Below are 25,630 nucleotides of genomic sequence, written 5' to 3'. Positions count from 1 at the left end.
AGTTTAGCTGTGAATACCCTTGGCAACCTAAGTGTTAAAGAATTTGCTCAAGTCCTTGCTGCAATTCCGGCAACTGTCACTCAGATTGATCTAAGGTCTAATAATGGTGAATGAAGTATCCAAAGAGTCTTGACTCCCCTGATTGGGTTATCCCAGCAGAAAGAATTACCTTTTGATATTGTTAACCATATTCTTTGACAACTAAGCCCTAATCCTCCAACTCTTAGCAATAAACAGGTCTCAGAGTTCCGTTTTTTAAGTAAGGAGCAAGCTAGGGTGAGTGAGGTAGAAGAGAGCAAAGCTAATCTGGTTGTTGGTTGATGACCTTGTTGTGTGGATTGAATGTAGCCTGGATGCAACGAAGCGCTGAGTGATTCTGGCATTTTTTAATCAAAGTATCATTTAGATACCTATGTGAATATTAATCAGCTACTTTGATTTATATCTGTGTCGTTCCCGCGTAGGCGGGAAACCATCGTGCAAAACAAAGTGAGGAACCACTTTGAGAAATGGTTTCCCGCCTACGCGGGAATGACACAAAAAAAGAACAGAAAGAACTTATATGGCACATGCTTTCTGTTTAAAAAAATGCCAGAATCACTCAGCGCTTCGTTGCATCCAGGCTACGGACTGTTCGGAACATGAACAACGAGCTCCACACAATAATGCCTCTCAATAATGCCCTAAGTTCAACAACCTATTATTGGGCACTTTGATTAATTCAAAAGAATGGAGATTTAAATTGCATCATACGCTCTATCTGATTACCTGTGATAAGGAAGAACTAGACCAAGACTTTGCTACGATTCCCACTGGTACCACTTCACTGACTTTGAGCGCAGATACCCTTGGTAATCTAAGCGTTACAGGATTTGCTCAAGCCCTTAGAGCTATTCCAGCCTCTGTTAATGCAATTGATTTGAGCGCGAATAACCTTGACGAACTAAGTACTACAGACTTGGCTTTAGTCCTTGCTGCAATTCCTGCAACTGTCACTTCGATTAATCTAAGGAACAATAATTTATTTATAAATAAATCCTTTGAACAACGCGATAATCTCCTTCGCGCCTTAGCCCCTCATGAACAACATGGCCGTCTTAGCCTAGCTAAGAATGGTGAATCGAGTATAGGAAGAGCCTTAGCTCCCTTGATTGAGCTATCGCGCCAGAATGGGGGAGTGCTTATCGATGTTGTTAACCATATTCTTCGCCAACTAAGCCCTAATCCTCCTCTTCTTAGCAATAAACAAGTCTCAGAATTCCGCTTTTTTAGTAAGGAACAAGCCAAGGCGAATGAGGTGGAAAAGAGCAAAGCTAATCTGGTTGTTGTTAGATAAGGTCAGTTATGGATTGGGGCAAACACCAGATCCGTGAAGTCATTTTTTTAAATGAAACCTTGATTACGCCACGTAGCGTAATCAAGGTTTTCCTTAGATCGTGGGAGTGACCTTCGTTTATTTCTTTTGCTCGGGAACGAAGCAATTTCTCACTTGCTTTTTCTGTAATTCATTAACGAATTTCGCGCTATTTTTAGCGTAATATTTTTTTAATAACTCATTCATAGCAATCTCCTAGTTAAAAATAATTTAGTTACAAAAAAAATCCCTTTATCTTTCCGAATCCCTGCGGCTTGACCGCGGGGTCTATCTAGCCTGCACCACCGGCAGATCCCGCGGTCAAGCCGCGGGAATTCGACTCTTTTGCGGGGGGCTTATTTCCCATTCAACTAATAATTTTCGGCTGGTGATGGATGTATTCACCAAAGATGTCCATGCAGTCTTCATGATACTTTTGCGTAAACAAAATGTGAGTGTGCCAGACGATATCCGCAATAGGTTCAGGTTGAAGTAGCTTGTCGCTTTTTGCTTCACGTTTTTTTAAAACGGTCTTAAGAAATGTCCGATAAGCAACGATCGCTTCATCAATAGCATCAAGCGGCCACTCATAGCCGCCCTCTTCGTTGCTCATGGAGAGTTTAATTTTGACAAGGGATAAATCTAAAAGATCAATCTTTTTAATAGTTGAAAGAACATCCAAAAAGATCACCATCTAGCTAAACAATCTTGATTTGAGACAATATTGCAAAAAATAAGGCATGTCAATTGCTTTTAGCTTTTAATAAATCTCTGATTTCAACAAGAAGCGATTCCTCTTTTGTCAGTTTTTCAGGCTCATTTTCTTTTTTACGCTGCACTAAATTAATAAATTTAATCACCAAAAAAATGGCGAAAGCAATAATAGTAAAATCGATTATAGACTGCAGAAAAGAACCCCATTTCACCACAGCATCGCCGATTTTCAGGGATTTATCGGCAATATTAATACCCCCTAAAAGTAGACCAATCAACGGCATGACTATTCCTTCAACCAAGGAAGAAACAATTTTACCGAAGGCGGCGCCAATAACGACAGCTACAGCTAAATCCATGACATTACCGCGCATTGCAAACTGTTTAAATTCGCTGAAAAAACTCATTGAAATCTCCATGCAGTCCAATTTAGTTATTAGATTACCTAGGTAGACATAAAAAAGAAATACGAAGTAATATAAGCGCCTTTAAGTTTCATGATTAGGGGCAGTTTAATATGGGGAAATCATGTGATGAAATTGATCATGAATCAATAGTTACGAGCTTCTACCGCCATATTTTAAAGCGAGCCCCCGATCCCCATGGCATGGAGACCTTTCTTGGGCTAATCGAAAGAAAAGGGATTAGTGACAGCATTGAGCAAATGTTTTCATCATTTTTTAGCTGTGATGAATTCTTAGCCTTGAACCCGCAAAAAAATGACAGCTCATCTTTAAGCCAATACCCTCAGAGTGAGCTGATCAATGGAAAGCCTATTTCTCATATTGTTTCTTTAGGGACTCACTGCCTTGCTAGTGGGATCTTACAAAAACATAACCTGAAAAAATATTCTCTTCCTTTTGATTGGATTTTTACATCGCCAAATTCCATTATGGATTGCTTTGAAAATAATTTTGAGCGTTTTCTTGACCGTAAATATTACCGCTCTATTAAAAGGGCAACAGGGGAACCGGGTGCGCATCACTCTTGGTATTTAGACAATCATGGGATTAGCGACTTCTTTACCCATCGTGATCCCGTCAATGAAAAGGACTATGCCTATTATCAGCGGACTGTTGATCGTTTCAAGCGCCTGATGCTTAAGGATGAGGCTAAGCTGTTTATTATGATTTCTGATCCCTGGCATGATTTAAGAAAACACTTTGTTGATTTATCATCTGCTGTAAATTCGCTCACGAAAGACGCAGCATTGATTTGTATTCAACTCCGACCCTGGGAAGCATTCAATCGCATGCGGCTTGTTGAAAAAAATAAAAACAATGCTCTTTATGAATTCACTCCCTGTTCAAAAGAGTCAGGCGCGTATTTTTCTGAATTAGTTGATGAGTTGGAAATTATTCGGTTGATTGGTCAATATAATGTTCAATTGGTTGAAAGGCTCTGAGAAGGTTTTGTCATTTCCGCGAAGGCGGGAAACTATTTCTAGCTAAGCACAGTGCCAATGTAGAGATGGTTTCCCGCCTTCGCGGGAATGACGAATGCCCTTAAGTACTCCCCAGAGGGGAGAAGGTGCCCAAAGGGTGGATGAGGGGAAATAGCCCCTCACTGAGCCGGTGCTACAGCCACCACCACAGCAGGAGCAGCTCGGGATTCATCGCGGCTATCCCCTTCCAAATGGAAGACATTGTGCAGAGCTCGCACGCCTTCATCCAGTAAAGAGGAATCAATTAATACCGATATTTTAATTTCAGATGTCGCAATTAATTGGATATTGATCCCTTTTGAGGCCAAGGTCTTGAACATAATAGATGCAATTTCTGGATGGCTTTTAAGGCCGGCACCCACTAATGACAATTTCGCTAAGTCATTTGCTCCAACTACATTATCAGCCCCTAAGTCTTTGACTAATTTTCGTAATTGTTTGAGCGTAGCCTGGTATTCATCGCGGTGCACGGTGAAGGTAAAATCTGTTTTGTCATGGGTAGATAAATGTTGAACAATCATATCAACATTTATACCTATTTCAGAAATTTCACTTAAGATACCTGAAGCAATGCCTGGTGCATCGGGTACACCAGTTAAGGTCACCTTCGCTTCATTTCGGCTGAACGCAATGCCAGTCACCATCGGTGCTTCCATAGCGTTTTTCTGCTGATAAGTAATTAGCGTGCCTGGGCCTTCTTCTGAGGAAGACAAAACCCGCAGGGGTATATTGTACTTGCCGGCAAATTCTACCGCCCTTATTTGTAAAACCTTGGCACCTAAGCTCGATAGTTCCAACATTTCTTCAAAGGTAATCTGTTCCAGCCGCTTAGCATCGGGAACCACTCTGGGATCAGTCGTATAAACACCATCTACATCGGTATAAATTTGACACTCATCAGCATTCAGAGCAGCTGCTATTGCCACAGCAGTGGTGTCTGAACCACCACGGCCTAAGGTCGTAATATTGCCGTCTTTATCAACCCCCTGAAATCCTGCAATAACAACGACCTTGCCTTGTTCAAGATCATGCAATATTGGTTGGGTATCTATGGCTTGAATACGAGCCTTTTTAAATTGGCTGCAGGTTTGTATTCGAGCCTGCCCACCTGTATAGGAACGTGCGCTAATCCCACGATTAATTAAGGCCATAGCCATTAAAGCCATTGAAACTTGCTCACCAGTGGCTACTAGCGCTGCATATTCGCGCTCATCAGGACACTCACTGATCTCGTTTGCCAAACTGATAAGCTTGTCAGTTTCCCCACTCATTGCGGATACAATCACCACAACACTATGTCCGGCTTGCTTTGCCTTTGCTACTAGATCCGCTGCATGATTAATGTGCTTAAGCGTAGCAAGCGACGTTCCCCCGAATTTTTGGACTAATAATGCCATTTCAGCGCCCCGTCATTATGTTAACCCGCGTGCTCAGCGATCATTGCTTGAATCTGTGAAATCTTATCGTCCAGATCATCCGGAACACGTCCTCCACCTTGAGCCATATCCTCGCGTCCGCCACCTTTACCACAGAGATGCTTAACCAGCATCGCCGCAGTGGGTACACGTCCCAAAAGGTTTTTGCTCACTCCAGCAACAACGTTCATCTTCTCTTGTTCAATAGCAATCAATACGATTACTGCATTTTCCATGCTCGATTTTAGTTGATCGAGCGTAGTTCGCAGTGTCTGACTATCCATCGAGCCTAATTGCTTAATCAGCAAGTTCACATCATTTATTTTCTGTACATCAGCAAGTAGATCAGCGCCTGATTTTGCGACTAATTTCGCCTGTAAACGCGCCAATTCTTTTTCTTGTTGTTTACTCTCATGCAAAAATTGTGACAATTTATCGCGGACATTGCTTGTATTTGTTTTCAGTTTTGCCGCCATTTCATCCAGCATTTCCAGCTGTTGGTTCACCCAATTCAATGCATAAGCGCCGGTAACCAGCTCAATTCGCCTTACGCCGCTTGCAATACCATATTCAGCACTAATCTTGAAAAGGCCAATATCACCAGTGCGAGACGCATGGGTTCCACCGCAAAGTTCTTTGGAAAACTCACCCATTGACAAAACTCGTACTGCATCACCGTATTTCTCGCCAAACAAAGCGACTGCCCCGCTTTGCTTTGCTTCATCAATATCCATAATCTCGGTAACGATTTCATCATTGTGGCGAATTCTGTCATTCACCATGACCTCTAATTGCCGCAGTTGCTCTGGCGTCAAAGCTTCATAATGAGAAAAATCAAAGCGGGCACGTTCTGCGTCAACTAGGGAGCCCTTTTGTTGCACATGTGCACCGATAACTTTTTTCAGCGCGGCATGCAATAGATGGGTTGCACTGTGATTTAAGCGTATTGCCGCACGTCGTTCTGCGTTGATATGCGCACTCACTTCCTGGTTAATAGAGAGTTCACCCTCCAGCAATTCACCATAATGGACGATTGCCTGACCAACACGTTGGGTATCATCAACGCGAAAAATGGTTTTTCCATCGATTAGCTTGCCGCGATCGCCAACCTGGCCACCACTTTCTGCGTAGAAGGGTGTATTTTTAAGAATTACTGCTCCTTTGCTACCCTTCGTTAATTTTGTGACTTTTTGATTGTCGCAAAGCAAGACTAAGATCTCAGAATGCAAACTTTCTTCGTTATAGCCATGGAATTCCGAGGACTCTGAAAACTGCGCTGAATTTGAATAATCGACATTAAATTGACTTGCAGACTGCGATAATTCCCGTTGATGTTGCATGCAATTATTAAAGCCAGTCATATCGATGGTTAAACCTTGTTCACGAGCGATATCAGCGGTCAAATCGATAGGGAAGCCATAGGTATCATAGAGTTTAAAGGCAACCTCGCCGGCAATTTCCTTATCTTTCAAGGATTGAATTTGCTCCTGTAATAAGCGCAATCCCTGTTCAAGGGTACGAGCAAATTGGTTTTCTTCCTGTGATAAAACACGCTCAATTTGCTGTCTGTGACTAACTAATTCAGGATAAGCCTCGCCCATAACATCGATAAGTGGCTCTACCAGATTACAGAAAAACGGTGTTGGCAAGCCTAATTTATTGCCGTGACGGATTGCGCGACGAATAATTCGGCGCAGCACATAGCCCCTACCCTCATTAGAAGGCATAACCCCGTCAGCAATCAGGAATGAACAAGCTCTGATGTGATCAGCAATCACTTTCAATGAGGCATGTTCAGGATCGATAGAAGGAGCAATAGCACAGATCGAGCGAATCAGATGTTGGAAAATATCGATGTCATAGTTATTGTGAACCCCTTGCACAACCGCCGCTATCCGTTCAAGACCCATTCCGGTATCAACAGAGGGTTTGGGTAAGGGATGCAGATACCCTTCCTTGTCACGGTTATATTGCATGAATACCAGGTTCCAGATTTCGATGTATCGATCGCCATCTTCTTCCGGGCTACCTGGAGGACCGCCGGCAATTTCTGCTCCATGATCGTAAAAAATTTCAGTACAGGGGCCGCAGGGTCCTGTATCCCCCATTGACCAGAAGTTATCCTTCTCGCCACAGCGTGAAAAACGTTCAGCGGAGACGCCCATTTCCTTGAGCCAGATATCCGCTGCTTCATCATCGTCTTTATAAACGGTAACCCATAAACGTTCAGCAGGTAATTTCAATACTGTAGTCAAAAATTCCCAAGCATAGCGAATGGCTTCACGCTTGAAATAATCACCAAAGCTAAAGTTACCCAACATCTCAAAGAAGGTATGATGCCTTGCGGTATAGCCAACGTTTTCCAGATCATTATGCTTTCCACCGGCGCGGACACAACGCTGAGAGCTGACCGCCCGGGTATAAGCCCGAGGCTCTAAACCCAAAAAGGTATCTTTAAACTGCACCATGCCTGCATTGGTGAAGAGTAAAGTTGGATCGTTACCAGGCACAAGTGAACTTGATTCAACAACCTGATGTCCTCTGGCAGCAAAATAATCAAAAAATGCTTGTCTTATCTCTGAACTTTTCATGCTTATAGTCATTTCACCGTTATCAATCGTTTATGTTAGATTCACCTAATTTCCCAATCAGTCCGGGCAAGTTTTATTCCCCTACGCCCACTGCCATTAAGTTAATGGTATTTTATAACCGTTCGCAAAGAACTTCGAATCAGAAACCCCTCATCTATCCTTCAGACACCGTTCTTTGAGAGGTCTGTGCGCAAGCACAGGTCTCGAAGCGTCACAGAGTGCAAGGCTTCGAGACAGCCTAAAGGCCTCCTCAGCCCGAACGGCCTTGATGTAGCGTCCTTAACTTAATGGCAGTGAGCTTGACCGCGGAATCCATGAAGCTTTCGCTACTACCAGATCCCGCGGTCAAGCCGCGGGAATTCGGGATTTTTCTGGGACTACGCATTTTTGTCCCGTACAAAGCCTTTTTAACCGCGAATCAACGCTATAACACCAGCGATAATCTCCGTGGAAAATCCACGGTATAACAAAAAGCGCTGTCGCTTCTGTAACTCGTCAAAAGGAACATCATCCTGATTTTTGTATTTCTTCTGCCAAACCGCTAAGGCATAAGTCACCCAATTGTCTTGCTCTTGTTCAAGAGCTTGCGCAATCAAAGCACGGTCTATGTGCTTTGATTGTAGTTCCTGGCTTATTTTTATTGGGCCAGAACCTTGGCGAATCCGTGCCCGGCATAAGGAATCCACAAAACGTTCATCGCTTTGCAAACCCAGGCGCTGGCATTCAGCAATTGCTTCAGAAACCTCTGAGGTCGCAAAGCCTTTTAGTACTAACTTATCTGCTAATTCCCTTGCACCATGCTCGCGCCTGGCTAACAGGCGCAGAGCAGAGTCAAATGCCTTAGTCATCGATACTCTCAAACTCCTCAGTCTCGTTTACCGGTAACTGCTTTGTCAGTAATTCAGCTCTGATCTGCTGTTCCAGCGTTGCAGCAATTTGAGGATGTTCTTTTAGGTACATACGGACATTGTCCTTACCCTGACCTATTTTCTCTTGCTTATAGGAATACCAGGCACCCGATTTCTCAATAAGGCCAAGCTGAGCACCAAGGTTAATAATTTCGCTTTCACGCGAAATACCCTCGTTATAATAGATATCAAAATCTGTCGTTTTGAAGGGAGGTGCGACCTTATTCTTCACGACTTTCACACGAGTTTCGCTACCAAGAACCTCATCACCCTTTTTAATGGAGCCAACACGTCGAATATCAAGACGAACAGAAGAATAAAACTTCAGGGCATTACCACCAGTTGTGGTTTCTGGATTACCAAACATAACACCAATTTTCATACGAATCTGGTTAATGAAGATAACTAAGGTATTAGAGCGCTTGATATTGGCTGTTAATTTACGCAGAGCCTGAGACATTAAGCGTGCTTGTAGACCAACATGGGTATCACCCATTTCACCTTCAATTTCGGCCTTGGGTGTTAATGCAGCGACGGAGTCAATAATGATCACGTCAACAGCAGCAGAGCGAACCAGCATATCAGTAATTTCTAAGGCTTGCTCACCAGTATCAGGTTGAGAAACCAACAGTTCATCAACATTAACACCTAGTTTTGCAGCATAACTTGGATCAAGGGCATGTTCTGCGTCCACGAAGGCAGCCGTTCCGCCTTTCTTCTGGCACTCAGCGATAACCTGAAGAGTCAGGGTTGTTTTTCCAGATGATTCAGGACCGTAGATTTCAACGATTCGTCCCTTGGGTAAGCCGCCTATACCTAGAGCAATATCAAGCCCTAAAGAACCTGTTGAAATTGCTTCGATATCGCGCGATATAGAGCTGTCGCCCATACGCATCACAGAACCTTTGCCAAACTGACGTTCGATTTGCGCGAGAGCGGCACTTAATGCTTTTTGTTTATTGTCTTCCATAAAGTCACCCGAGTAGTATGCAAAGCGCAAATTATACATAGTTATTGGCTTACAGCAAATTATCCTTATCTAAGGAAAACCTTGATTAGGCTGCGTGCATCAAGGCTACGATTTGTTAAATAAGTGTAGCCTTGATGCAGTGCAGCCCTGAGTGATTCTGACATTTTTTTAATCAAAGCATCATTTAGATACCTATATGAGCATTAATCAGTTACTTTGACTTATATGTGGGTCGTTCCCGCCTACGCGGGAATGACACACAAAAGCACAGAAAGAACTTATATGGCACATGCTTTCTGTTTAAAAAAATGCCAGTATTCCTCAGAGCGCAGCCTAATCAAGGTTTCATTTAAAATTCACTACTATGGATGCTTATTTTGTTCAGTATAAATCACAATGCGCCAATTTCACCCAAAATTATTGCCTTCCCAGCGTCAACATGAAACAATCCGCGCTAATTTATCCCTTCCTGTCAATATAATGAAAAAAACGCTTGTTCTTCCATTACTTTCAGCCTGCTCCATTAGTTGGGCAGCCAATCCCATTAATTTGCATCAGGCGCCTTTGAGTGAATTAAAGCAATTTTCATTTTCACAACAGGCAAAAACCGCGGCTTTACCAACTAAAAATGTGAATAACTTAAAAAAGGTCAATCAGACAAAGCAAGCTAATTTGGTCATTACGCGATACCAACAACTCTATCAAGGAATCCCAATTGTTGGCGCCCAAGTCACTGTGAGCCAAAACCCCAAAATTCATGGGCTAACTAGCGGCCAGGTTAATGGGCATTTATTTAATGATATTCAACTGAATACCAAACCAACACTGAATTCGCAGCAGGCACTGCAATTGGCTAAAGAGCGCTATGCCGGCAAAGCAGAAACAAGTGAGGAAAAGTCTGAGCTGCAAATTAGGACAAATAAAGATAACCAACTCGGCTTAACTTACCTAGTTTCTTTTAAGAGTTTCTTAAACTCTAAGCCTGTATGGCCTTTTTTTATTATTGATGCCCAAACCGGTGAAATTTTAAAACAATGGAATAACATTCAACCTTATAAAGATAGCGGTCCTGGCGGTAATGAGAAAGTCCATGAGTACTGGTATGGAAAAGACGGTTTACCCGCTCTGGATGTAAGCCAAAATGAGCAAAGCTGTACTCTCGATGATGGAACGGTAGCCGCTGTTAATGTCAACTCGAAATGGGACTGGCAGGGTTTTATTCAAACAGCTATTAGTTATCCTTGCGGGAATAATGTAGAAAATTTTATTCATGGTTCCTATTCTGCTGAAAACGATGCCTACTTCTTTGGCCATATCATTCTTGACTTGTATAAAGATTGGTACGGACTCAATGCCTTACAAGATTCGCTGGGGAATCCGCAAAAATTAATCATGCGTGTGCATTTTGGCGAGTACTTTGACAATGCCTTTTGGGATGGAAAAACCATGACCTTTGGTGATGGTAACTATTTCTATCCTTTAGTGTCACTAGATGTCGCAGGCCATGAGGTTTCTCATGGATTTACTCAGCAGCACTCTAATCTTGAGTATCACGACGAGTCAGGCGCATTAAACGAAGCCTTTTCTGATATGGCCGGTCAGGCATCTCGTGCTTATCTTCTGGAAAAGTATCCTGAGCTGTATAACAAGGCCTTTTTGACGCCGAATGAAGTGACCTGGGAAATCGGTGAAACCTTAATCCCTTCGTCTTTAGCTATAAAAGCATTGAGATTCTTAGACTTACCTTCTCTCGATAAGATGTCTGCTGACTGCTTCGATAAAAAGATGGCAAGAAGGCAAAATAGCCTATGTGCTATCAGCTATCCGGAACTTCTGGCCTATGTTACAGCAACCTCCTCAGATGAAGATGACAGACAAAGTGCCTTAGTACATTTTGCCAGCGGCATATTTAATAGAGTCTTTTACCTAATGGCAAAACAAATGGGAATTAAAACAGCCTTTCAAGTCATGATTATTGCTAACACAAAGTATTGGACCCCGATAACCGATTTTAAAGAGGCTGCCTGCGGTGTGATTGATGCAGCCAAGGATCTGAATTTAGATACAGCGCCCATTGTCACTGCTTTCAAAAAAGTAGGGATTAGCACCACTCATTGTATAAACGTTTAATTGGATAACCGAAATGAAAAAACAGCTTCTTTTAATTAGCCTCGGTGCCCTTGTAGCATCTTCTTCCTTTGCTTCACTGCCCTATCTTTATAAACGCTTGCAGCAATCGCCAGCTAAGGTGCAGAAAGCAAAACTAGCTCATGAAGGCTATGCTAATTTTTCAGGTGCTTGGGTTGGCTTTTGTGATGATACACCTGAGGAAGAAGAATCAATGACAATTGAGCAGAGTGAAGACCTTTCTTCATTTACTGTGAATCAAGTTGAATTTCCTATTGATTCTATTTCAACTAATAGCTCGAATGAAAATTTTAATATCCATAAAAGCATCACGCATCTTCGATGGAGCAGCGATGGCCAGCAAATTCTAGGCACTCTCCTTGATTATTCTAAAGAAGGAAATATGTCCCAAGGGAACTTAGTAATCGCCGTAGTCAAATATAACTGGTATCTGGAAAATGGAAAGCTACATACAAACCAGGAATTTAGCCTTTTCAACGACGGAAGCCCAGTTGATACTCACAAATCTCACTGTGTTTTCAGCAAGGATTGATCGCTCTTAGATCCCGCGGTCGCTGCCGCGGGATTTCGCTAAACTGACCGTCAAGGACACTACCTCAAAGCCGCTCGGGCTGAGGAGGCTTTTAGGCCGTCTCGAAGCCTTGCGAGCAGAACGAAGTAATAATGTAGCGTTCTTAACCTAGAAGTCTAATTACCCCCTCTAATGCCCTAGCAGACACAAGCTGACGAAATATTTGCCGAGAAACATCTTGAAAATGACAATGCACACTTTGTACTGGTCTATTTTTCATCGCCCAGGCAAGCCACACTGTACCAACTGGCTTCTCAACAGAGCCCCCGCTTGGACCAGCAACTCCGGTAACGGCCAGACTCAGATCTGCAGCACTATGGGACAAAGCCCCCAAAGCCATTGCTTCTGCAACTTCCTTGCTGACGGCCCCCCTAGTATTAATTAGTCCCTCGTCAACATCCAACATTTCTACTTTGGCCAGGTTGCTATAAGTAACAAAACCTCGCTCAAACCAGGATGAGCTTCCCGGCAACTCTGTTAATAAACTAGCAATCAACCCTCCTGTACAGGACTCAGCTGTACTGATTTTTAGCTTCTTTGTTGCGAGTTGTTCTGTCGCCTGAAAAACTAATTCGACTAAGTGCATTATTTCTACCCCAGAGAATGGAACAGCCAAAAAAAACCCCGCATCTGCGGGGTTTTGAGATATTCAATCTAAAATAGAAACATTATTGACCAGTTTTTGCTGCATCATTTGGAGCACCAGCAGCTGCACCAGAATTTTCTGTGCCTGGTTGAGCTGGAGCTGCGCCAGTATTTTCTTGTGATTGAACAGCTGAAGTTGCGCCGTTTTCTGCTTTTTTCTCTGCGCTTTCACCGCAAGCAGAAAGAACTACTGCCAAGAACCCAGTGATTGCTAGTAGGGCCAAACGTTTCATAATCATTCTCCGTTGTTGATATTAACACCCTCAAATAGTCTAACAAAAATATACTTTAAGTGAAGGACTTAGATAAAATATACCTCTTAGCCTCTCTATTCAAGTTATTGTTAAACTATTAAAGCCATCCATTTCATTGAATGAACATCAAACGCTGATTATCAATACCTACAAAAATCAACGTCTTGACAGTCATTATAGTAGAAATATCGGCAGAGCATGAATTGGCCTTAAATTTTTCTTCTTTTTTTTCTTAAAGTTAGCTAGCCCTTGTAAGAAATTTTGAATAAATTTCAAAAAATGGTTAATATGTGCCCACTGTGCTAATATTTTTAAAAGTGAGCAAAGTAGCATTATGAAAAAAATTATATTCTTCGTTTTATTAGCCTTAGGCAGCCAAATTTATGCCTCAGATGCTAGTTATCTTTTCTTTCAGTCTGCATCACAAGCAAGCCTTACAAAACTAGATAAAAATAATTATCGTTTAACGCTGGAAGAATCGCCTCGTTATATTAATTATTTTACTGACAGACCAATAAGAAAATCCGGTATTTTCTCTTTATCAAAATTCTTTTCTCTATGGTCTAATAAAAAAATAAAAAATAATTTTACTGACAGTCCGCCGAATGTTGCTCTATCGATGGTTTCTAAAGACAGAAAGCGTCATAATTTTATCGCTATTGTTTCTAAACCAGTCTATAAAGAAGGAATAGTTAGCTATCAAATTCACCCGTTGAATAACTACTCGCTACAACCCGACCAATTCAAATATGTCATGTTATTTTTTGATGATATTCATTGGAACCCAGGTGGTTTTTAAATCGCCTCGCTGCTGTTTTTTTAATCAATTTATATAGAGCCTGTCTCATGCCAAACGAGCAACAACCCTTATTAACACCCGCCGCGCCTAGCAGAGAGCCTAGGCAAATTGAAGGCCGCGATATCTTGGAACTTCTTAAAGCATTACCCGATGGTATGGCAAAGACTTACTCCACCTTTGGCCCTATCGCCATTCTCTATTCACCAGGACTTTGGCTTATAGCCCCAGTGATGACAGGCGGAGTGATTAGTGTAAGTGAGAAAACCTTTGAATTGTTGGCGGAACGTTATCCTGATCATGAGCTAATAAAAACAATTGCCAAACTATCCAAAAATACCAACCAAATTGTTATTAATTTTTTTGAAGATTTTGGCTTTACTTATTCATTAATGACAACGGTTGCAGCTCAAGTCGGTGGAATTAAATATTACAGCAATGCCTTTGCTAAATTCACAGCGCCCTTAGTCAGTTTCTTACCCTCTGTGGTAGTCCGTTATGCTCGCTACAGACAAGCAAATAACGAAGAAAATAGCACTGCACTAAATGCCTTTGCTGGAGCAATTGATGGTGCAAACTCCCCTATTTTTACCACTCAGTTATTGCAAATGCAGGGGGTAATTCCTGTCGTTTCGCCAATCCCTATTGCTATCGCCACAACAACCGGAGCCGTAGGCTTTTTTAGCGGTTTAGCGAAAAAATCCTGGCCACGCACATCATTAAGCGCAGAAACTCTGATCGCCGTCTTAGAAAATGCATCTTTGGCAGTAGCCTTCTTCACCTTTCCTAATGACATCTTTGCTGCAGCCAATAATGATGAAATCAGCGAGGGCTTTTTTTACACGAATGCGGCTGTTAGCTGTTTGTATCTTTTTGCCCTGTTTTGGTTTACAGGACTGTCAGCCCATCAAAAATTTCAGGCGCTTAGCGCAATTGAAGAGCTGAGCGATGACGATGATCTTGAGGCAGGAAGAGGGAGTCCTCCCTTAGAGCAAGAGTTTTATTCCGTTAATGATCTTAGTGGTTCTAGTTCAGATAGCAGCGATGAGAGTGAAGCTAGCAATGATGAGTCTGAGGATCCAGAGCGGTCATCAGAAGAAACTGTTCTCATCCTTGGCCTTAACATTTCCAGTTCAGATAGCCAGGATTCTGATAATGAAGATGCACCTACATTACTATTAGAAGCCGCCAGCTCCTCTAGTAGCAACCAGGCAAGCTTTTTCAAGCCACTGCCTCGTACTGCCTCTATGGAAAGCTTCTTTGATCCGGAGAAACAGGGGCAATCTAAGCATCGTCGTAGTTTTTCTGGTTGATGCTTTTCCTCCTTTATCCCCTCGCCACCTAGGGCACTACAATTAAGTTAAGGGCATTTGTCATTCCCGCGAAGGCGGGAAACCATCTCCACATTGGCACTGTGCTTAGCTAGAAATAGTTTCCCGCCTTCGCGGGAATGACAAAATGGAGTAGAGCTTAACTTCATGGCAGTGACCTAAGGGCGAGGGGCTATTACAGTGTTAACTTGCCCCATTACTTAAAACTCAAACTGTTTTTTCACTAGTCAAGACTGTTTAGCCAAAGGTCTATTTGCTAGAATCGTCAAAATTTACTGCTGTTAGATCAACATGTCCACAATCCATACCCCAATGATGCAACAATACCTTCGCATCAAATCTGACTATCCTGATATGCTCTTGCTCTATCGCATGGGTGATTTTTATGAGCTTTTTTACGATGATGCCAAACGGGCAGCTCAACTATTGGATTTAACCCTGACCCATCGGGGGCAATCTGCAGATAAACCCATTCCGATGGCTGGTGTTCCCTATCATGCTATTGAAAACTACTTGGCTCGCCTATTAAAAAAAGGAGAATCCGTTGCCATTTGTGAGCAAATTGGCGATCCGGCCACATCTAAAGGCCCTGTCGAACGCCAGGTCACTCGTATCATTACCCCGGGAACAGTCACTGACGAAGCCTTGCTCGATGCCAAAAGAGATAATGTTCTCCTGGCTATTCATCAGCAACGCAAACAATTTGGTCTAGCCTGGGTTGACCTAAGCGGTGGGCGTTTTCATCTCTTGCAAATCAACGATGAAGCACAGCTTTACGCCGAAATCACTCGCTTACAGCCAGCAGAAATACTGGCTCAAGAAACCTTTGCTCTTGGCAACTTCGGTGAAAATTATCCGCTAAAAGTACGTCCGGCCTGGGAGTTTGATTTGAATCGGGCTCGCCATCTTTTATGCGAGCAATTTGCTGTTAATCATTTAAACGCCTTTGGTGAGAAAGACTACGCTATTGCCTTTCCAGCAGCCGGCTGTTTGCTCGCCTATCTGCAAACAACCCAGCGCCAGGCTTTACCCCATTTAACCAAGATGACCTTGGAGCAAAGTGAGGATTATCTGCAAATTGATGCATCGACTCAAAAGCATCTGGAATTATTTGAAAACTATCAGGGCAGCCGGGAAAATAGCTTGCTTGCTGTGCTCGATCATACTGCCTGCGCAATGGGTTCCCGCCTATTAAAGCGCTGGCTTGGTAGACCACTTACCCAACCTGCTTTGATTCAGCAGCGGCATCAAGCAGTGAGCGAGTTGATCAGCAAAAAACAAGATACTTTACTCCATCCCCTACTACGACAATGTTGTGATGTTGAGCGGATCGTCTCGCGGATTGCCTTAAAATCAGCCAGACCACGTGACTTAGTTCAACTACGCCAAAGCTTGGCGCTTCTTCCCGAATTTAGCGAAATTATTGCAAAAAGCGAGTCCCCCTTGCTCAAAACTCTGGCACAAGCCCTGGTTCCGCAACCAGTCCTGCAAGATCTTTTGGCTAGTGCGCTGGTTGATAACCCGCCTATGCTCATTCGCGATGGGGGCGTCATTGCTACTGGCTTTGATGAAGAACTTGATGAGCTCCGAGCCTTAAATGATAACGCGACTGAAAAAATGCTTGATCTGGAGAATGCGGAAAAGCAACGCTCTGGACTCTCCTCGCTCAAGTTCGGCTACAATCGTGTACAAGGCTATTATATAGAACTCTCACGAAACCAGGCTGAAAAGGCGCCGCTCAATTATCAACGCAAACAAACCTTGAAGAATGTTGAGCGTTATATCACGCCTGAATTGAAACTCTTCGAAGAGAAAGTCTTATCAGCCCAGGTCAAAGCCCTGGCGCGTGAAAAATGGCTTTACGACAATTTATTACAGGAAATTCAGCTCTATATCCTGCCTTTAAATCAATTGGCGCATGCAATCGCCCAAGTTGATGTTCTCGCCAACTTTGCCGAAAGAGCCCAATGTCTAAGCTGGTGCTGCCCGGAATTGACAGCAGAGCCTGGAATTTACATTAAAGAAGGCCGTCATCCGGTTGTAGAGCAAGTACTGCAAGAGCAGTTTATTGCTAACAACTTAAGCTTAGACAGAGCAACCAATATGTTGCTGATCACAGGGCCCAATATGGGCGGAAAATCTACCTATATGCGGCAAAATGCCTTAATTGTATTGCTCGCCCACACCGGCAGCTATGTTCCAGCAAGCCAGGTTCGCATAGGTCCGATTGATCGCATTTTTACCCGTATTGGGGCATCTGACGATCTAGCCTCTGGCCGTTCAACCTTCATGGTAGAAATGACAGAAACCGCTCATATCCTGCGACAAGCGACAGAGAAGAGCCTGGTGCTAATCGACGAAATAGGCCGTGGCACAAGTACCTATGACGGCATGGCTCTAGCCTATGCAACCTGTGCTTATTTAGCCTCTGCTATCAAGGCCTATGCCCTATTCTCTACGCATTATTTTGAGTTAACGCAGTTGCCTGAGCTCTTTAATTGCATTAAGAATGTGCATTTGCAAGCAACTCTGGCAACGGGACGAATTGTTTTCCTCTATCGGGTAGAGGCGGGGCAAACCAATCGCAGCTATGGTTTGGAAGTGGCTCAGCTTGCAGGAATACCCGAAGAGGTCCTCAAGCTAGCCTCGAGTCATTTGCAACAGGTACAAACCCCTACTAGTCAGCAGCCAGCATCAATCGTCATGGCAAAAGACTCCTTGATTCTAAGAGAGTTAGCAAAGATTGATGCTGATAATTTATCAGCACGTGAAGCACTTGAATTAGTCTATCGTTTGAAAGAATTAGAGACTCACAGTGCGGATTGAGGTATTGCGAAAACGGCTTAGTAAGCTTGGCCTCTTCTGCCTTATTATTTGCCTGCCATTGCTGCTCGGCGCCAAATCAAAAGCAAACTTTGATATTAGCGGAGTCAAAGGCAAGCTTCTGAAAAACATTCAATCGCGCTTAACTGAGCTTGATCAACAGAAACCGCTTAGCAGCCAAAGCGATGAAGAGTTGCAGCAGCAAATTGAGCAAGCCATGCAGCCCTATGGCTATTTTAAACCGCAGATCCAGCTTAGGCGCCAGCCGCTAAAAATAGCCATCAATCCTGGGCCACAGATGCAAGTCACCAGTCTCAGCCTCAGCTTGATAGGCGAAGGCGCAAATGATCCAGAAATCAGAAAGGCAGCTGATAGCTTACCTATAGCCAGGGGGCAGCCCTTAAACAGTGCCAAATATGAAGAAGCCAAGCAGAATTTAATGAATGCCGCAGAACGCCAGGGTTATTTGCATTCTTCGTTTGATAAGTCAGAAATATTAATAAATACAACTAATTACACAGCAGAAATTATTTTATTATTTAACACCGGCACACAATATTATTTCGGCCAGGTTCGCTTTGATCCAACTTATATTTCACCGGAATTGCTTCATCGCTATGTCCCCTTCAACTATGGACAACCCTATTCCACTGATCAAATTCTTATCTTAAATAATCAATTAGCGAATAGCGGTTATTTTCGTAGCATCAGCGTAAAACCACAAATTGGTGGCGATGAACGTCATATCCCTGTGGATGTTCATTTGCAACGGGCTTCACGTATCAGTTATTCGCTTGGCGTGGGTTATGGGACGGATACAGGAATTCGTGGCCGTCTCGGTTATCATGTTGTCCCAGTCAATCGTGCTGGTCATAAATTCAATGCAGTAGCTATTGGCTCCTTTGGGCAAAGCATCTTACAGGCACAGTATATTATTCCCGGTAAAAACCCAGTAACTGACCAATATCATGTTACAGGCAACGTATCAGCGTTGGATTATAATGCTGGTTACTCTAAGTCAGCCCTGATTTCCTTCTCGCAACATCATAGCCTGCCGCAATATAAACGAATTCTTTCTATCAATAGCCTTTATGATGGTTACCATTATTACAATCAACCGGATGAAGAAAATTTCACACTCTATCCCAAAGCCAGCTTTACCTGGTTAAAAACGAAGGACAAATTGTTTTCACCTTCGGGCTACAGCATCACTGTTACCGGTTTAGGAACAAGCAAATTATTGTCCTCTCATAGTAATTTTATCCAAGCCTCCGTTAATGCAAAGGCTGCGCTAACCGTACCAAGCATAAGGACCCGCTTTTATTTCCATACGCTTCAGGGCTTTACACAAATTAATGACATCAACAATCTGCCTTTACCCCTCGCACTCTTACTCGGGGGAGCAGACAATCTTAAAGCCTATAGTTTTAACTCAATCGGCCCGGGTAAAATCGTGACCTATGGGGGACTGGAAATTCAAAAAGAAACGATTGAACATTGGTATTTTGTAGGTTTTCTTGATAGCGGTGATGTGTATAAACCTAACTTGAAAAAGCTCAGAAACGATATAGGTGTGGGTCTAATGTGGGTTTCACCCATTGGGCCTATTAAGATTGGTATTGCTCAAGGGGTGGACACTCACTTTAATCGACAAGGTAAGAGTCCAAAACTAGTGGTTAGCATGGGGCCCGATTTATCATGAGGTCAGCTTAGTATGCGTTACATTTTATCTATCTTTAGATCACTCTTTTATAAGCTAGTTTTGCTTAGCATTTTGCTAGCTGGCCTAGGCCTTTTTTTGCTAGCAACTACACCTGGTTTATTTTTGACAAGCAAGCTAGCGAAAATGTTTGTCCCTGGTCATTTAGATGTTAAAAAAGTACATGGAACTCTTATCGATAGTATGGCCTTTGAGGAGCTTCATTATAAAGATGATAAAATTGAATTAACTTTGAAGAATTTTAATCTCAAATGGCAATGGAAAGCCTTATTTGACCATAAACTCGTGCTTGATAATTTGCAGGTTAAGGAGTTGGATTTAAAATTAACAGCAGAGGGAAAAGAGAAAAAAGAGGAAAAATCAGCATTTAGCCTACCCAAATTACCACTAAATATAGTCATCTCTAATGCGCTAATTAATCAGCTTAACTTCGAAAAAGCAGGCTCCCAGACCCAAGTGAATAACCTGCACTTTCAAGCCAATCTTGACAATCAACTCTGGCAGCTTAACAAGCTAGACCTTAACTTTGCCAATATGAATTTTGCCCTGCAAGCACAGGGACAGCCAACCTTGCCCTATGCCCTAACAGCGAAACTGCTATTCACTCCTGCTAAGTTAACCGATCAGTCAGTCAGAGGCCTTATCAAGATTGGTGGCGATTTTTCGCTTTATCACTGGCAGGCGGAAATTAATAAGCCGGCAACCTTCATTGCCAAAGGAACCCTAAGGTATGGGAATGAATTACATAGCTCGGCAAACTGGCATGACTTTATTTGGCCTCTTAGTAAAGACCAGTCTTTTAGATCTACAGAAGGAAGTATCCAAATTGATGGAAATATCCCCAATCTAAGCGCCAATTTAAGCTCAAAGATAAGCGCTCCTCTTCCGGCTGATATACAGCTTAAAATGTTGACCAAAGAGCAAAGCCTCGATAGCTCTGGTCTAATCAAATTCCCCCTGGGTCAAGTTGACCTAAATCTTAGTTACAATCAGCTGGCATCACCTAAATTTCAAGGGAAAATTGTAGCCAAATCCTCAGACAGTAAAGAAGGTGATTTTCCTATTAAAGAATTAATACTTAATAGCAAACTTAGTGGTGATTCATTGCAAGATTTAACTCTAAAATCTGACTTGAACGCGCTCTATTTTGCTAACAATTTGCGTGGCTCTTTGTCTTATCAAAAACAACAGCTTGCTGCTGAATTTAACTTGGGCAAAAACCTGTTAACCCTTCAAGGCAGCCCACCTTATAACTGGCAACTCAAGGCACAACTTTCTGAACCCGGATTATTACATCCAGATCTAGCGGGCTTACAAACCAAAATTGATAGCAAGATTTCATTAAGCGCTGCAAACCAAGGTACAGCGAGCCTAACTATTCAACCCGGTTATTATAAGTTGCCTGATGAAAGCCCTTTAAGCCAATTAGAGTTTAGAGGTGGCCAGATACAGGCTCAACTTAATCCACAAAAAATGGCTATTACCGGCAAACTCATACTGGATCAACAAAAGTCCCTTTTACTTAACCTTTCTCTGCCACAGTTTCAAATCGATAAGGGCTTGCAGGATTCCCAGAAAATTCAGGCGGAGCTGAATTTAAAGGTCGATTCACTCAGTTTTTTAGAACGCTTCAGCCCTGCTATTTCCAAGCTCGATGGCCAATTGAATGCAGTGCTCAAGGCCTCGGGCACTTTAAAGAAACCTATCCTGCAAGGTCAAGTTAACCTTGATAAAGCCAAAGTACTTGCCCCTACCTTGGGTCTTGATTTAAATCCAATCCAACTCAAAATGGAAAGCCATGATAAGCAATGGTTCGCTGAGGGTAAGATAACTTCTCAGGAGCAGATACTCCGGCTCAACGGGAAAGGTATGCTTGTGCCTAAGGCAACAGGAGTTATCAGTATTGAAGCCAATAATTTTCCTTTGATAAAAACAGAGGAATACCTCATTAATTTATCACCCAAATTGGTGCTTAGCTTTTCTCCAAATTCCATTGACATGACCGGTACCGTCGTTGTACCTAATGCGCAGATCAAGCCGCAGACCTTCAATGATTCTGTCAGTTTATCAGGCGACGCCGTCTTTGTTAGTGATAAGCCAGCCCCAGCGGCTAACCCCCTTCACATCAACACTGATATCCGTCTTGAAATGGGTGAAAATGTTAGCCTTAACGTAAAAGGCCTGCAGGGCTTTCTTGATGGCGCCATTCGTCTTCGACAATTACCACAGGGACCACTCAATGCCAGCGGCGAGCTAACTGTTCGTGAGGGCAAATATCAGGCTTATGGACAGGATTTAACGATTGAGCAAGGTGAGCTGCTCTTTACAGGTGGTCTTATTGATAATCCCGGTATTAATGTGCGGGCTATAAGGCAGTTTAATACCAACAGATCAACAATTAATAATTCCAGCCAATTATTTAATCTCAACCAAAGAAATAGCCAAAATATAACTTATAGCGAAAATACAATAGTGGGCGTCCAAGTGGCTGGGCGTCTAAAATCACCTAGAATTGAGCTTTTTTCTGAACCATCAAACCTGTCACAGGCTGACATCTTATCCTTACTTATCTTGGGCGTGCCAACCTCTCAAGCTGACTCTGCTGGTGGGCAATTATTGTTAAAAGCGGTCACCTCCATGAATCTTGGTTCTGGCACAAAGGGCGCCCAACTTTTGGATCAACTTAAGCAAACCTTGGGATTAGATTTCGATTTCAAAACGAATACTACCTTTAATGAGCAAACCAGGCAGGTTACTGAATCAAATTCGGTTGTTGTTGGGAAGTCCTTATCAAAACGCATTTACCTGAGTTACAATTTCGGGCTTGCTACAACTGACACTAATGTTCTCACTTTGACCTATTTGTTAAATAAATTTTTCAGTATTCAAGTTAACGCGAGCACCAATGCAAGCGGTGCAGACTTGTTATATACCCATAATAAAAAGGAAGGAAGAAAATGACCTCGTTCCATCTACCTTTACGCCTCAAACGACTACGCCGCAACCCAGCTGTTCGCGCCATGGTCCAAGAAACTCGCTTAGATGTTAAACAATTTATTGCGCCTTTATTTATTTCGGAAACGCTCTCCGAAATGCGGGAAATTCGTTCTATGCCAGGCCAATTTCAACTCAGTTTGGACTGCCTACCCGAGGAGATTGAGCAATTATCAGCACTCGGTCTTCAAGCTGTATTACTTTTCGGCCTTCCCGCTCACAAAGATGCTAAAGGCAGCGACTCGCTGTGTTCAACAGGAATTATTCAGCAAGCCATTCGCAAAATTCGCCAAATCAATAAAGATATTTTAATTATTAGTGATGTTTGCCTCTGTGAATACACCGATCATGGTCATTGTGGCGCCTTAGATGGTGAACTGATTGATAATGACAAAACCCTTGAAATTTTAGCTAAACAAGCTGTAAGCCACGCAGATGCTGGTGCGGATTGGGTTGCACCAAGCTCGATGACCGATGGAATGGTTCTAGCTATCCGCCAAGCCTTAGACGAAGCAGGACATTTAGATACGGCTATTTTGAGTTATGCCGCAAAATATAGTTCATGCTTCTACGGCCCCTTCCGTGAGGCAGCTGATGGCGCACCAAAATTTGGCGATCGAAAAACCTACCAGATGGATCCAGCCAATGCCAGCGAAGCACTTAGAGAGGTTGCCTTAGACTTGGAGGAAGGCGCCGATCTGATTATGGTTAAACCAGCAATGAATTATCTTGATGTGATCTGCCGAGTAAAACAACATTATCCCGAGGTACCACTTTGCGCTTATCAGGTAAGTGGAGAATATTCCATGCTGAAAAATGCTGCCGCTCAGGGATTAATTAATGAAGAGCAGGCTATGGTTGAAAGCTTACTAGCGATTAAACGTGCTGGTGCTGATTTGATTATTTCTTATTTTGCCAAGGATATTGCTGAGTTTTTACGGCGATAGTTGGTGTTCTGTGCTAGGTCACCCACATCGTCATCGCGAGCAGCCATTGCTAGCGAATCTCGTAGCTCTTGCTCCGATCAATTCCTAAGCTGGCCATCTACTATTGATAAGACAAGGTGCCTGAACTATTAGGCACGTCATGTCGAACATAGTGAGGCATCTCTTGAATGTAGCATAGTGCTAATCCCAGAGATCCCTAATAGATCACCTACTCCCATCTCTTATCTAAGGAAAACCTTGATGCAGCGCAGCGTAATCAAGGCTTCATTTAAATTCACTGTGATAGTTACGAGATCCCTGACTACGTTCATATAGAAACAAGGGCGAGTATGTATGTAATAAAAAAGCCACGCATCGCGTGGCTTTTTTATTATTAAATTTGTTCTTACTTGGTAGGAACAGGAGCTGGTTGATCAAGAGTCCAAACAGCTTGTAGACCAACGAGATCAGCATGAGCTTTGATCTTCGCATGAACAAAATATTCACTAGTAGATCCAGCAACATCAGTGCGGTTAATCTTTGCTTCACCCACTGAGAACAGGTGAGTATATCCTATATCAACACCAATAGATGGCTGAACTTGATAATGAGCACCGACTGAAGCAGCCCAGCGATCAGAATCTGGAATACGAACATCTCTGTATTTATTTCTTGTTGGGGTCTGATCATAACCACCACCAATACGCATCATTAACTTCTCATTGACGTGGTAATTAGCACCTAAAGCAAAACGCCAAGCATTACGATAATCCTGAGTAGATGAGGAATTAACAACAACCTGACCCACATTAGGAGCATAGGCACCTACACGATCTAGCTCAATAGTTTTCAGGGATTTCCAACCAGTAAAGACCACCGAACCTAATAAAGCCAGTCTATCATTCAGATCGCGATATCCACTTAAGGTTGCGACTTCTGGAAGATTAATGTTGTTAGAGGCTAAATCGTAACTCCAGAATATGGCGTTAGGATCAGCGCGGAGTATAGAGCTAGGCGTTGCAACGGGAGGTAAAGCAGCCAAACGACCTTGCAAACGGCTATAACCATGGAAACTATGGCGAACCTGCGATTGGTAGTTCACACCGATACGTGTGTGATTCTCATCAAATAAAGCCATCGCACCAGCATGGAAACCAACGCCAAATGAATGACCTTTGTTGTAACTTAAAGAGTCAAGAGTTCTTGGAGGAGCGCCAAGAGCCATCATTTGAGCAGGTGAACCAACAACACGGTTGAATCTAACACGAGCATACTGCAGATCAATACCAGCACCCACTGCAAAGTGTTCATTAATTCTGGAACCAATTTCTGGCGAAATATTTGAGGTAATAAAGTTAGAAGTCGTTGCTTCATAACGGACAGGACCAATACGACTCCATTGTGTGGATAAACCAAATGGAGAAACCAGACTTAAGCCCAGGGTAGTATTTTCACCAACTGGCAAAGCAAGATGCGCGGAGGGGACATATCCCATTTTACCGCCACTTAAATCATTGAAACTCTGGGTATAAGAGGGAACACCGACAGTTGAGAAGGTACTAAATCCACGTAATTTAGCACTAGGAGCAACACCTACTATACCAAATACACCCTGTTTGCTATGGATTAAAGACAGACCAGCGGGGTTATACCAACCTGTTGAGGCGTTCGCTGCTTCAGCAGCAGCACCGGCAGCGTAATTACCGATTTCAGCCGCGCTACTTTCAGTGTACAGGGAAAAGCTCCCCGCGTTAGCGACAGTACTAGCCATCATAACGACTGCCATACTGACGATTGTTCTGATGGGTTTTTGCATGCTCTTCACTCCACACTCCTTACATTAAAAATGCATCCCAATATTATTGCAAAACACAGAGATGATAAATGAATTGCGCAGCTTTTCAACTGCTAATAGAAAAATTTTGTTAATAAAATCATATCCAATTCATATAAAATTCATTATGGTCATTATGCGAGCATGATGTATTTTTAATGTCAGCCGTTAAGGCTTTTAACATTCTTGAAA

19 protein-coding genes are annotated in these 25,630 nt (G+C 42.8%); 10 read left to right on the top strand and 9 right to left on the bottom strand.

Annotated elements, in window-relative coordinates:
• Positions 1 to 742: 742 nt before the first annotated feature.
• Entirely contained in the window at positions 743 to 1,336 is a 594-nt protein-coding gene (locus tag BN1094_RS18950; RefSeq protein ID WP_052403309.1) for a hypothetical protein, read from the top strand.
• A gap of 385 nt (positions 1,337 to 1,721) precedes the next feature.
• On the opposite strand, the gene BN1094_RS13850 is transcribed toward BN1094_RS18950, so the two are convergent.
• Positions 1,722 to 2,036 carry a glycine-rich domain-containing protein gene (locus BN1094_RS13850; RefSeq protein WP_176695307.1) on the bottom strand — a complete coding sequence of 105 codons (315 nt, stop codon included), beginning with the start codon at positions 2,034 to 2,036 and terminating at the stop codon, positions 1,722 to 1,724.
• Between the two features lie 61 nt (positions 2,037 to 2,097).
• Entirely contained in the window at positions 2,098 to 2,475 is a 378-nt protein-coding gene (gene mscL / locus BN1094_RS13845) for a large-conductance mechanosensitive channel protein MscL (protein WP_044011672.1), read from the bottom strand.
• Between the two features lie 110 nt (positions 2,476 to 2,585).
• On the opposite strand from mscL, the gene BN1094_RS13840 reads away from it, so the two are divergent.
• Positions 2,586 to 3,473: a DUF1796 family putative cysteine peptidase gene (locus BN1094_RS13840; RefSeq protein ID WP_052403307.1), complete on the top strand. Its 888-nt coding sequence runs from the start codon at positions 2,586 to 2,588 to the stop codon at positions 3,471 to 3,473.
• Positions 3,474 to 3,631: 158 nt separating this feature from the next.
• On the opposite strand, the gene BN1094_RS13835 is transcribed toward BN1094_RS13840, so the two are convergent.
• The 4 genes from BN1094_RS13835 to recA form a co-directional block, all read right to left on the bottom strand.
• Positions 3,632 to 4,909, bottom strand: coding sequence for an aspartate kinase (locus BN1094_RS13835; RefSeq protein WP_044011671.1), 1,278 nt, complete (start codon positions 4,907 to 4,909; stop codon positions 3,632 to 3,634).
• Between the two features lie 20 nt (positions 4,910 to 4,929).
• Complete coding sequence (alaS, locus tag BN1094_RS13830; protein ID WP_044011670.1) at positions 4,930 to 7,518, bottom strand: alanine--tRNA ligase; 2,589 nt, start codon at positions 7,516 to 7,518, stop codon at positions 4,930 to 4,932.
• A 407-nt stretch (positions 7,519 to 7,925) separates the two neighbouring features.
• Complete coding sequence (recX, locus tag BN1094_RS13825) at positions 7,926 to 8,366, bottom strand: recombination regulator RecX (protein ID WP_044011669.1); 441 nt, start codon at positions 8,364 to 8,366, stop codon at positions 7,926 to 7,928.
• Complete coding sequence (gene recA, locus BN1094_RS13820) at positions 8,359 to 9,396, bottom strand: recombinase RecA (protein ID WP_044011904.1); 1,038 nt, start codon at positions 9,394 to 9,396, stop codon at positions 8,359 to 8,361. Before recA ends, recX begins: the two co-directional genes overlap by 8 nt.
• Before the next feature lie 477 nt (positions 9,397 to 9,873).
• Between recA and BN1094_RS13815 the strand changes: the two genes are divergently transcribed.
• Together BN1094_RS13815 and BN1094_RS13810 are read left to right on the top strand one after the other, a co-directional pair.
• Positions 9,874 to 11,526: a M4 family metallopeptidase gene (locus tag BN1094_RS13815; protein ID WP_044011903.1), complete on the top strand. Its 1,653-nt coding sequence runs from the start codon at positions 9,874 to 9,876 to the stop codon at positions 11,524 to 11,526.
• Positions 11,527 to 11,539: 13 nt separating this feature from the next.
• Positions 11,540 to 12,076, top strand: coding sequence for a hypothetical protein (locus BN1094_RS13810; RefSeq protein ID WP_044011668.1), 537 nt, complete (start codon positions 11,540 to 11,542; stop codon positions 12,074 to 12,076).
• 142 nt (positions 12,077 to 12,218) lie between these two features.
• Here the strand turns inward: BN1094_RS13810 and BN1094_RS13805 are convergent, their stop codons facing one another.
• Together BN1094_RS13805 and BN1094_RS13800 are read right to left on the bottom strand one after the other, a co-directional pair.
• Positions 12,219 to 12,704, bottom strand: a complete 486-nt coding sequence (locus tag BN1094_RS13805; RefSeq protein WP_425411917.1) for a CinA family protein — start codon at positions 12,702 to 12,704, stop codon at positions 12,219 to 12,221.
• Positions 12,705 to 12,783: 79 nt separating this feature from the next.
• Positions 12,784 to 12,993 carry a hypothetical protein gene (locus BN1094_RS13800; protein ID WP_044011666.1) on the bottom strand — a complete coding sequence of 70 codons (210 nt, stop codon included), beginning with the start codon at positions 12,991 to 12,993 and terminating at the stop codon, positions 12,784 to 12,786.
• A gap of 355 nt (positions 12,994 to 13,348) precedes the next feature.
• Here BN1094_RS13800 and BN1094_RS13795 point away from each other — a divergent pair, with 355 nt between their 5' ends.
• From BN1094_RS13795 to hemB, 6 genes are all read left to right on the top strand, one after another.
• Positions 13,349 to 13,813 carry a hypothetical protein gene (locus BN1094_RS13795; RefSeq protein ID WP_044011665.1) on the top strand — a complete coding sequence of 155 codons (465 nt, stop codon included), beginning with the start codon at positions 13,349 to 13,351 and terminating at the stop codon, positions 13,811 to 13,813.
• A 47-nt stretch (positions 13,814 to 13,860) separates the two neighbouring features.
• Complete coding sequence (locus BN1094_RS13790) at positions 13,861 to 15,123, top strand: hypothetical protein (RefSeq protein WP_044011664.1); 1,263 nt, start codon at positions 13,861 to 13,863, stop codon at positions 15,121 to 15,123.
• A gap of 309 nt (positions 15,124 to 15,432) precedes the next feature.
• On the top strand, positions 15,433 to 17,967 hold the full coding sequence (gene mutS, locus BN1094_RS13785; protein WP_044011663.1) for a DNA mismatch repair protein MutS: 2,535 nt from the start codon (positions 15,433 to 15,435) through the stop codon (positions 17,965 to 17,967).
• Positions 17,957 to 19,666, top strand: a complete 1,710-nt coding sequence (locus tag BN1094_RS13780) for an autotransporter assembly complex protein TamA (protein WP_245614335.1) — start codon at positions 17,957 to 17,959, stop codon at positions 19,664 to 19,666. The genes mutS and BN1094_RS13780 overlap by 11 nt, the downstream gene beginning before the upstream one ends.
• Before the next feature lie 12 nt (positions 19,667 to 19,678).
• Entirely contained in the window at positions 19,679 to 22,645 is a 2,967-nt protein-coding gene (locus tag BN1094_RS18945; RefSeq protein WP_052403306.1) for a translocation/assembly module TamB domain-containing protein, read from the top strand.
• The gene (gene hemB / locus BN1094_RS13770; protein ID WP_044011662.1) at positions 22,642 to 23,625 is read left to right on the top strand and encodes a porphobilinogen synthase; all 984 of its coding nucleotides are present in this window, start codon (positions 22,642 to 22,644) and stop codon (positions 23,623 to 23,625) included. Before BN1094_RS18945 ends, hemB begins: the two co-directional genes overlap by 4 nt.
• Before the next feature lie 385 nt (positions 23,626 to 24,010).
• On the opposite strand, the gene BN1094_RS13765 is transcribed toward hemB, so the two are convergent.
• On the bottom strand, positions 24,011 to 25,429 hold the full coding sequence (locus tag BN1094_RS13765) for an OmpP1/FadL family transporter (protein ID WP_044011661.1): 1,419 nt from the start codon (positions 25,427 to 25,429) through the stop codon (positions 24,011 to 24,013).
• Between the last annotated feature and the right edge of the window lie 201 nt (positions 25,430 to 25,630).

It is taken from the genome of Legionella massiliensis (genome assembly GCF_000756815.1).
GTDB lineage: Bacteria > Pseudomonadota > Gammaproteobacteria > Legionellales > Legionellaceae > Tatlockia > Tatlockia massiliensis.
Note: the sequence above shows the minus strand (reverse complement) of the source record. Positions and strands in the feature narration are given on the sequence as shown.

What these genes read in the sequence shown, in the direction of transcription:
- recX (WP_044011669.1), bottom strand. Translation starts at nt 8,366, where the DNA reads ATGACTAAGGCATTTGACTCTGCTCTGCGCCTGTTAGCCAGGCGCGAG.
- hemB (WP_044011662.1), top strand. Translation starts at nt 22,642, where the DNA reads ATGACCTCGTTCCATCTACCTTTACGCCTCAAACGACTACGCCGCAAC.
- recA (WP_044011904.1), bottom strand. Translation starts at nt 9,396, where the DNA reads ATGGAAGACAATAAACAAAAAGCATTAAGTGCCGCTCTCGCGCAAATC.
- BN1094_RS13800 (WP_044011666.1), bottom strand. Translation starts at nt 12,993, where the DNA reads ATGAAACGTTTGGCCCTACTAGCAATCACTGGGTTCTTGGCAGTAGTT.
- BN1094_RS18945 (WP_052403306.1), top strand. Translation starts at nt 19,679, where the DNA reads ATGCGTTACATTTTATCTATCTTTAGATCACTCTTTTATAAGCTAGTT.
- alaS (WP_044011670.1), bottom strand. Translation starts at nt 7,518, where the DNA reads ATGAAAAGTTCAGAGATAAGACAAGCATTTTTTGATTATTTTGCTGCC.
- mutS (WP_044011663.1), top strand. Translation starts at nt 15,433, where the DNA reads ATGTCCACAATCCATACCCCAATGATGCAACAATACCTTCGCATCAAA.
- BN1094_RS13840 (WP_052403307.1), top strand. Translation starts at nt 2,586, where the DNA reads ATGGGGAAATCATGTGATGAAATTGATCATGAATCAATAGTTACGAGC.
- BN1094_RS13790 (WP_044011664.1), top strand. Translation starts at nt 13,861, where the DNA reads ATGCCAAACGAGCAACAACCCTTATTAACACCCGCCGCGCCTAGCAGA.
- BN1094_RS13795 (WP_044011665.1), top strand. Translation starts at nt 13,349, where the DNA reads ATGAAAAAAATTATATTCTTCGTTTTATTAGCCTTAGGCAGCCAAATT.
- BN1094_RS13810 (WP_044011668.1), top strand. Translation starts at nt 11,540, where the DNA reads ATGAAAAAACAGCTTCTTTTAATTAGCCTCGGTGCCCTTGTAGCATCT.
- BN1094_RS13835 (WP_044011671.1), bottom strand. Translation starts at nt 4,909, where the DNA reads ATGGCATTATTAGTCCAAAAATTCGGGGGAACGTCGCTTGCTACGCTT.
- mscL (WP_044011672.1), bottom strand. Translation starts at nt 2,475, where the DNA reads ATGAGTTTTTTCAGCGAATTTAAACAGTTTGCAATGCGCGGTAATGTC.